The sequence below is a fragment of the Corallococcus praedator genome, from assembly GCF_003612125.1.
GTDB lineage: Bacteria > Myxococcota > Myxococcia > Myxococcales > Myxococcaceae > Corallococcus > Corallococcus praedator.
The window spans coordinates 1-1633 of the sequence record NZ_RAWI01000733.1 but is presented as its reverse complement, the minus strand read 5'-3'; the positions used below and the strand labels follow the sequence as shown (position 1 = coordinate 1633).

General features: G+C 70.2%; 2 pseudogenes. Both read right to left on the bottom strand.

Annotated features, from left to right (window positions below):
• Positions 1-34: 34 nt before the first annotated feature.
• A pseudogene (locus D7Y13_RS49995) lies at positions 35-1024 on the bottom strand (serine/threonine-protein kinase); the annotation flags it as partial.
• Between the two features lie 141 nt (positions 1025-1165).
• Positions 1166-1633 (bottom strand): annotated as a pseudogene (locus D7Y13_RS48900) (hypothetical protein); the annotation flags it as partial.

Here is a 1633-nt window from a genome sequence, read left to right as displayed (position 1 = left end):
GAGTTCGTCGGCAGCGTCAGATGTGTACAAGAGACAGGTGCTGGCGCAGGACGTCCGCGGAGTTGGGGCGCGTCTCCGGGTCCTTGGTGAGCATCTGCAGGATGAAGGCGTCCACGGCGGGCGGCAGGTCGGAGACGAACTCCGACGGCCGGGGCGGGCGCGCCTCCACGTGCTTCATCAGGAGGTCCACGGGCGAGCTGCCGATGAAGGGCAGCCGGCCAGTGATGATCTCGAAGGTGACGACGCCCATGGCGTACAGGTCCGTCATGGGACCCACGGACTGGCCCCGGGCCTGCTCCGGCGCCATGTACTCCGGGGTGCCGACGACCATGTCGGTGCGCGTCTGCGCGGTGCGGCCGGTGGGGCCCTCGCCGCGCTTGGCGAGCCCGAAGTCCAGCAGCTTCACGTAGCGCGAGCCGTCCGGCTGGCGCACCAGGAAGATGTTGCTGGGCTTCAGGTCGCGGTGCACCACGCCCGCGCCGTGCGCGGCGCCCAGGGCGGCGAGCACCTCTTCGAGCAGCGCCAGCGCCTCACCGACGGGGATGCGGCCCTTCTCCGCGAGGATGGCGTCGAGGGGCTGACCGTCCAGGTACTCCATGACGATGTACTGACGCCCGTCGGGGAGCTGGCCGAAGCCGAAGATGTCGATGATGCCGCGGTGCCGGATGGCGTTGACGGCGCGGGCCTCCGCGAGGAGGCGGGCCACCTGTTCGGAGGAGTGTGCCAGCTCCGGGCGCAGCACCTTCACCGCGACGCGCTTTCCGATGAGGGGCTGGATGCCGTCGTACACGAGCCCCATGCCACCCACGCCAATGCGGGAGCGCAGCTCGTACTCGCCCAGCTTCAGGCCAATGAGGGGGTCGGTGATGGCGGTGGCTTCGCTGCCCTGGTGCTCCACGATGACCTTCGGTTCCGGCGGAGTCGGTTGGAACGACGACAGCACGACAGTGCCATCGCGAGGGCACACCGCCGTGTCGGACGGGACGGTGAAGCCACAGGTTTCGCAGATCAGCTCGGAAGACATCTCCACCACGGGGGAGCGTAACAGGTGGAATCCCGGGAAGCGAAGTAGAGGCCGGGAGCACGCAGGGCGAGCGGACAAGCACTCGCCCTGGGGTCGCGCTTTCACGCCCGCTGCTGTTGGGCAGCGGGCGGTGCGGATGCGTCAGGGCGTTCCGGCGTCGACGATGACGCAATCGATGGACTGACTCTGGGCGCCGGGCGTCCCTGGGTTGCCGGTGCTCGTGCCGCCGTTGCCCCCATTGCCGGGGACGACACTGTTGGTGTCCTCCAGGGTGAGGCCCGCGTCCGGACCGCACCACACGCCGACGGAGGGGCCGCCCGCGCCACCACCGCCCGCGCCTCCCGGACCGCCGTTGCCACCCCGGCCGCCCCGGCCGCCGCGACCACCAATGCTGCTGTAGAACGTGGGCAACTTGGACACGGCGTCGACCTTGATGCCAGCTCCACCGTCGCTGCCATCGCCACCCTGGCCGCCGTTGCCACCTGGCGCTCCATCACCTCCGGGGCCTCCTCCACGGGTCGTCAGGAGGGAGTTGCCCTCCACCACCGCCTGCGCGTCGATGAGCAGCAGCGCGATGGATGCTCCACCCGCGCCACCGCCACCTCCCGG